6 protein-coding genes are annotated in these 6213 nt (G+C 60.3%); 3 read left to right on the top strand and 3 right to left on the bottom strand.

Annotated elements, in window-relative coordinates; translation table 11 throughout:
* Positions 1–4: 4 nt before the first annotated feature.
* From ACXJKO_RS29060 to ACXJKO_RS29050, 3 genes are all read right to left on the bottom strand, one after another.
* Entirely contained in the window at positions 5–1333 is a 1329-nt protein-coding gene (locus tag ACXJKO_RS29060; RefSeq protein ID WP_457094508.1) for a DNA-packaging protein, read from the bottom strand.
* Positions 1266–1814 (bottom strand): hypothetical protein, encoded by a 549-nt coding sequence (locus ACXJKO_RS29055; protein WP_457094507.1) that lies wholly within the window; start codon positions 1812–1814, stop codon positions 1266–1268. Before ACXJKO_RS29055 ends, ACXJKO_RS29060 begins: the two co-directional genes overlap by 68 nt.
* A 465-nt stretch (positions 1815–2279) precedes the next feature.
* Complete coding sequence (locus tag ACXJKO_RS29050) at positions 2280–3308, bottom strand: endonuclease/exonuclease/phosphatase family protein (RefSeq protein ID WP_457094506.1); 1029 nt, start codon at positions 3306–3308, stop codon at positions 2280–2282.
* A 154-nt stretch (positions 3309–3462) separates the two neighbouring features.
* Here ACXJKO_RS29050 and ACXJKO_RS29045 point away from each other — a divergent pair, with 154 nt between their 5' ends.
* From ACXJKO_RS29045 to ACXJKO_RS29035, 3 genes are all read left to right on the top strand, one after another.
* A complete protein-coding gene (locus ACXJKO_RS29045; RefSeq protein ID WP_457094505.1) occupies positions 3463–3621 on the top strand; it encodes a hypothetical protein in 159 nt (52 codons plus the stop codon).
* Positions 3622–3749: 128 nt separating this feature from the next.
* Complete coding sequence (locus tag ACXJKO_RS29040) at positions 3750–5243, top strand: sensor histidine kinase (RefSeq protein WP_457094504.1); 1494 nt, start codon at positions 3750–3752, stop codon at positions 5241–5243.
* 134 nt (positions 5244–5377) lie between these two features.
* The coding region (locus ACXJKO_RS29035) for a TRAP transporter substrate-binding protein (protein WP_457094503.1) at positions 5378–6213 on the top strand (836 nt) is incomplete at its 3' end.

The following is a 6213-nucleotide window of genomic DNA, read 5'->3' as shown; positions in this document are numbered from 1 at the left end:
GCCATCACAGCATTCGCACGCGCGGCTCCTTCTTCTCCCGCAGCATCAGTTCGGTAAGCGCCCAGACGAGCGCGTCCAGGCGGTCGGGCGAACGGCCCGACGTGAGCCCGCCGGGGCCGAAATCGCAAAGCTCGTCCTCGAGCTCCGGCAACGCACTCACATGGCGCACGCGGCCCTGCGCATAGAGAACGGAAACCGGCTCGGCGCGCAGGTACTTGCCGCGCGTGGCGCGCACGCTCACCACGGGTACGGAAGAATCCACTTCGCGGATGACGCCGGTCGCCATCTCGCCGCCCTGGTTCGTTTCGACGATCAGCGCATCGGCCTGAAGGCGGTGATAGAGCGCAACAGCCTTCGCCGCCCATTCCGGCGGCTTCAAACCTGACGCGGTTGCATCCTCCAGCACATAGGCCGTGCCGCATTCATCGATTCCGGCGGCGACGATACCGCAGGCATCCGCCCGCTTCGATGAGGTCGCGGGCGGATCGACGGCCACCACGATGCGCATGAGCGGTGGCGCGGTGTCCGTTCTGCACGCCTCGATCATGTCGCGCGTCCAGAGTGCATCGGGCCGATCCTCGATGATGTCGCCATCGAGTTCCTGCCGTCCCAGACGCGTGCCGGAATAGCGCCCGACCACCGTATCCAGAAACGCGGGCGCGAGATTGGCAGCGTTGTCGGATGTCCGGGCGCGCGAGACCGCGACGGACGGGTCGGCGAGGAAGCGTTTCAGAAGCGGAATCGGCCTTGGCGTCGTCGTCACCATCTGGCGCGGATGCTTTCCCAGGCGCAGGCCGAATTGCAGCATGTCCCAGGTCTCCTCCACGTGCTTCCATTTCGCGAGTTCGTCCGCCCAGGCGGCCTCGAACTGCGGGCCGCGCAGGGAATCCGGGTCTTCCGCGGAGAACACGTGCGCCACCGCGCCGTTCTGCCATTCGAGCTTGCGCAGGGACGGCGACCAGGTGGGGCGTTCGTGACGCGCGTGGACCGCCAGGATTCCGGCAGGCCCCTCCACCATCACGTTGCGCGCGTCAGAAAAGGTCTCGCCGATCAACGCGATGCGTCGGTGCGGCGTGTCTGCGAAATCGGGTTCGCCGAGCGCGAGACCGCGCACCCATTCGGAGCCGGTGCGGGTTTTGCCCGCGCCTCGCCCTCCCAGCATCAGCCAGAGCGTCCAGGGATCGTGATGGCGGCTCAAACCCGGCATGCGCTGCTCGATGCGGCAGCGAATGGGCCAGTAGCGAAGAAGTTGCTCCAGTTCTTTTCTAGATAAGGAGGCCGTCGCTTCCTTGAGCTTCCTCTTCCGCGATAACCCGCTCAAGGTGGAGAGCAAGCTCGTCGCGGAGTTCGTGGAGGCTGCGGGGAGTTTCGTCGTGCTGCTCGGTTTCATCGAGCCTTGAACCTTCCTGCTCCAGGAGTGCACGCGCGGTCGTCAATGTCTTGGCATAAGAAGCCAGCGTCCGGGCTGTCCTATCATGATCGTCCATGCCTTCGCTGCGTTGCTTCTCCATGAGAGCGTTGATCTGTGATCGGGTGGCACGCGCCAGGGATCGCGCCGCGTCTCGCAAGGAGGTCACCGCTGCTGCGTTTCCGGCCAGAACATCGGCCGAGTCCTTCGAGGCCTTGCTCAAATCGTTCTGAGCGAGCGCGGCATGACGCGGCGGCCAAGCCCAGCGCTGTCTCAGGCGGGCGAAGGTGCTGCTGCTCACGCCGAGATAGGTTTCAATGTCCTTCAAGCCGAGCGTGGGATGGCCGGTATAATAGAGATAGGCCTGCTGCCGCTTCTCTTCAGGGATTTCGATCCTGGGAAACATGGGCACCTAAACAAAAAACCGCTCAAGCGGCACTTGAGCGGTGGAGGTTTTGTCGAATGAATGCCGGGCGGGGCTTCATTCACACTTCGTCAGTGTTCTTGTTTTGTACTCTATCAGCGTTGCGCTGTCAAGCACGGTTTCGAACAATGTTTCTGCTGTGGGGATGGCGGCTTTGTTGTCTCCCGAATGCGGACACGAAACCGCCGTCCTAGGTTCGCCATAAGTTCCTAAAAGCAGTTTGCCGCTTAAACAAAGTAACATATTTCAGTGATCATAATCGGAACATTTAGGCAATAAACGAGCAACTTCGACCAGCCGGCAAAAGTAATTCCTTGCCACACTCGTGTATAGAACATCTCCAAAAAGAGCTGAGCCATACGAAACCTGCTCCATTATACCTATACGTTTATATAGGTTATCCAGAAACACTTTAATTCTTGGATCAATATAACTTCCTTAGAACCGCTATTCTTGAAAACTCGCATCGACCGTAATCATCTCGTGATCGGAGAGCGGACGGCCGCCATCGTCGATTGCCGGGACGATTCTAGGATTTGATGCCTCTATCCCGCGCGTGAAGATCCAGTCGAGCTTGCCGAGGGGCCGCTCATGCGCCTTCCAAGGCCCGTCCCGTTGCGTGGCCTGGGCGAGGTTCGAAGCCTGCCACGCAAACCCGGCCGCATGCATATCGGCGAAGAGCGGTTCGTAAGCCTCCGGCTCCTCGATCACCTGCCGCCAGGAACCCTCCTCCCTCGGCAGAGCCTTCGTGTTGAAGTCTCCTCCGATGAGGCAGGCCGCATCTCCGATGAGGTCGTCTAGCGCCCGCAGAAGGGTTTGCACCTGCCTTTGACGATCCGCCGGGTCCGTCTTGCTTTCCAGATGAACACTGACCACCCAAAGCGGATACGGTGCGGCGATGCGCGCGGCCAGCGCGATTCGTCCGCCGATTCGATGCTGCGCGCCGTCGACCCCGTCAAACCAGAGCCCGCCGCTTTCGAGTCTGATGAGGTGCGCCTCCTCGATCCCGAGGTTGCTGAGAACAGCATTGCCATGAAGGCCGCAATCGTTCCGCTGCCCCCGGTGCCGGCACATCTCGCCTTCGTCGCCAAGATCGAGCTCCACGAACTCCGCACCGAACACGTAATCCATGCCGAGCGCGGCGCTCAGCTCGCGTGCGTTTTGGACATTCCCGGAGCGGGCCATGCCGCTATCGACCTCGCAGAGAAGCGCGACGTCGATCCCCTCTCGCGACAGGAGCGACGCAACCGCATCGGGAGACGCCAATCGCTCCGCGTTGAAAGCAGCGAGACGAAGCTGACCCGGCCGGCCCTGCTGATCGGGGACGCCTCCCTTCTCGATCATGCCGAAGGCCTCGACCCGATCGAAGAATGCGGCGTGGGATGCCGGGTCTTTCAGCGATTGGCGCGCCTCCTCCAGAAGCGCCTCGGGCGGGCATGGAAGCTTCTCCACGATCCGGCTGGTGATGCGCCGCATGATGCGTTCTCCCCTCGAAGCATCGGAGTAACGCTCCCCGTCTTCGCAGAGATCACGATGTGAATATTTTTCTTCCGATTTTCAGAGGACTTTAGGAACTTCTCCCCTACCTTGGCGTTATAAATCCGCACAATCTTATGCCGGGAGACGGCCCATGATCACTTGGGCTACTGTTATCGCGCTCGCTGCGGGCGCGCTTTTCTACGTCAGCGATAATCCTTCTGTCGTCACGAGCATTGCCGAGCTAGCTGGCGTCGTTGCCATGTTCATGCTGGTCTGTGCTGCCGAAGTTTACAGTGAGCCGAAAGGATGAGGCTCTATCCTCGGCCAGCGTCGTTGCTCCGTTAACCGTCTCAATTGTCTCGAAAATTTTAGTGCCCCTTAGGGAAAGTATGTAGATTGCGCTGAAAGTGTAATATCATTATATTTCAAAGCATGACCATGTCCCGCTCAGCGACCGCCAAGACCATCGATCTGCAAGAGGTCGGCAGCGAATTGGTGATTCCGGCGCCTTCCGGGAATGCCCCCGGCACCATTGAGGAGGCTTTGCAGCAGGCTCTCACCCACTCCGTGGAAACCAAGGTCGAGGCCCGCCTCGCCACGCTCCTCGAGGGAATTGGCGATTCCTTCTATGCCCTCGATCAGGACTGGCGATTTACTCACATCAACCGGGCGGCGGAAAACTATTTCGGTCTGCCCCGCCAGGACATGCTCGGCCGGAGCATCTGGGAAATCTTCCCCGATTCTGCCGGAACCAAGCTTCGCAGCCGCTATGAGGAGGTCTTCGCATCGGGAGTCCCCGCCTCCTTCGAGTGCGAGGCTGTCGGTGTTGCTGGGCGCTTCCTCGAGTTGCACGTCTTTCCCTACAATGGGGGTTTGGGTGTCAGCTTCCGCGACTGGACGGAGCGGCGGCGCGCGGAGGAAAAGCTGCGCGAAAGCGAGGCGCGGCTTAGCTCGCTCGCAGACAACGTGCCCGCCTGCATGGTCTATCAGCTGAGCGACGCGCGCGAGTATCAGAACCGCGAGCTGATCTATCTTTCCAAAACCTGCGAGCGCCTGACCGGCGTTCCGGCCGAGGATGTACAAGCCGACCCCTCACTCCTCTATAATCTCGTCCTGCCTCAATATCGCGAGCCGATGTTCAGGGAGGAGCACGCCTGCTACCAGGAGCGCAAGACATTCAATTTCGAATTTGAGATCCTGCACGCCAAGACCCGGGAAGTCCGTTGGCACAGATTGACCGTCACCCCACGCCAGATGTCCAGCGGCTCCTACGTGTGGGATGGCCTCCAGCTCGACATCACCGATCACAAACGGGCGGAAGAGCATCTGCGCCTGCTGATCAACGAGCTGAACCACCGCGTGAAGAACACGTTGGCCACTGTGCAATCTCTGGCAATCCAGAGCTTTCATCGCCATACCTTCCAGCACAACGAAGAGCTTATGGCGGCGCGCAACGCTTTCGAAGCACGCCTCTTCGCTCTGGCGCGTGGACATGATGTGCTCACTCGGGAGAACTGGGAGAGTGCAAACCTCATTGAGCTCATAGCTCAAGCCTGCGCCCCCTATCGGGGACACCCCGAGGAGGCCAAAAGGATAGAGGCCGAAGGCCCTGACCTGCGTGTACCCCCGCCCATGGCGCTCAGCCTTTCCATGGCATTACATGAGCTCAGCACGAACGCCTTGAAGTATGGGGCATTAAGCGTTCCCACCGGGCACGTGCTCATTTCCTGGAATACGACGATCTCCTCTACGAGCCAGCGTCTAGTCCTGCGGTGGGAGGAGCAAGGCGGGCCGCCCGTCGCCCCACCGACACGCAAAGGGTTTGGCTCGCGGCTCATTCAAGATGGTCTTGCCCGGGAACTGAACGGTGTCGTTCAGATGGTCTACGAGCCATCGGGGCTCGTTTGCACGATTGATGTGCCTCTTCCCTGAGCATGTTTAAGAAAATTTCCCAAGCCTCATAGATCTTTGGTCGATAATGTCGCGAACTGTCTTGCGAGCGGGGCCGGTTTTGGTGTCAATAAACCCCAAGTGACAAAGTCACGATCCAGAGAGGAAATAAATTAATGAAACGTCGTCAGTTTTTGCAGGCCGCAACGGTCGGCGCCGCTTCGACCGCCGTCGCAGCCCCGGCTCTTGCCCAGTCGATGCCCGAAATTAAGTGGCGCCTGCAATCCGGCTTCCCGAAATCGCTCGATACGATCTACGGCGCGGCCGAAGTGATTGCGAAATACGTGTCCGAGGCGACGGACGGCAAGTTCACGATCCAGCCTTTCGCGGCAGGCGAAATCGTCGGCACCCCGCAGGTGGCCGATGCGGTCGGCAGCGGCACCATCGAGATGGGCCATACCTGCTCCTACTATTATTTCGGCAAGGACCCGACATTCGCGCTCGGCACGGCGGCCCCCTTCGGCCTCAATGCCCGCCAGATGAACGCCTGGCTCTATCATGGCGGCGGCAACGACCTGCTCAACGAGTTCTATGCCAAGCACAACCTCTACGGGATGCCTGCCGGCAACACCGGCGTGCAGATGGGCGGCTGGTTCCGTAAGGAGATCAAGACCGTTGACGATCTGAAGGGCCTGAAGATACGCATCGCCGGCATCGCCGGTCAGGTGCTCGCCAAGCTCGGCGCCGTGCCGCAGCAGATCCCTGGCGGCGACATCTACCCGTCGCTCGAGCGCGGCACCATCGATGCCGCCGAGTGGGTTGGCCCCTATGACGACGAGAAGCTCGGCTGCTCGAAGGTCGCCCCGTATTACTACTATCCCGGCTTCTGGGAAGGCGGCCCCACCATCCACCTCTTCATCAACAATGCGAAGTCGAAGGAACTGCCGAAATCGTATCAGGCGAGCCTGTCTGCTGCTGCCGGCTATGCCAACAACGACATGCTGGCCAAATA

Source organism: Microvirga sp. P5_D2 (genome assembly GCF_054049475.1).
The sequence above is the reverse complement of the archived record's forward strand: the minus strand, read 5'-3'. Positions and strand labels throughout refer to the sequence as shown.

Bases quoted from the DNA above. Each gene is read 5' to 3' on its own strand.
- ACXJKO_RS29045 (WP_457094505.1), top strand. From the start codon at position 3,463: ATGATCACTTGGGCTACTGTTATCGCGCTCGCTGCGGGCGCGCTTTTC.
- ACXJKO_RS29050 (WP_457094506.1), bottom strand. From the start codon at position 3,308: ATGCGGCGCATCACCAGCCGGATCGTGGAGAAGCTTCCATGCCCGCCC.
- ACXJKO_RS29040 (WP_457094504.1), top strand. From the start codon at position 3,750: ATGTCCCGCTCAGCGACCGCCAAGACCATCGATCTGCAAGAGGTCGGC.
- ACXJKO_RS29055 (WP_457094507.1), bottom strand. From the start codon at position 1,814: ATGTTTCCCAGGATCGAAATCCCTGAAGAGAAGCGGCAGCAGGCCTAT.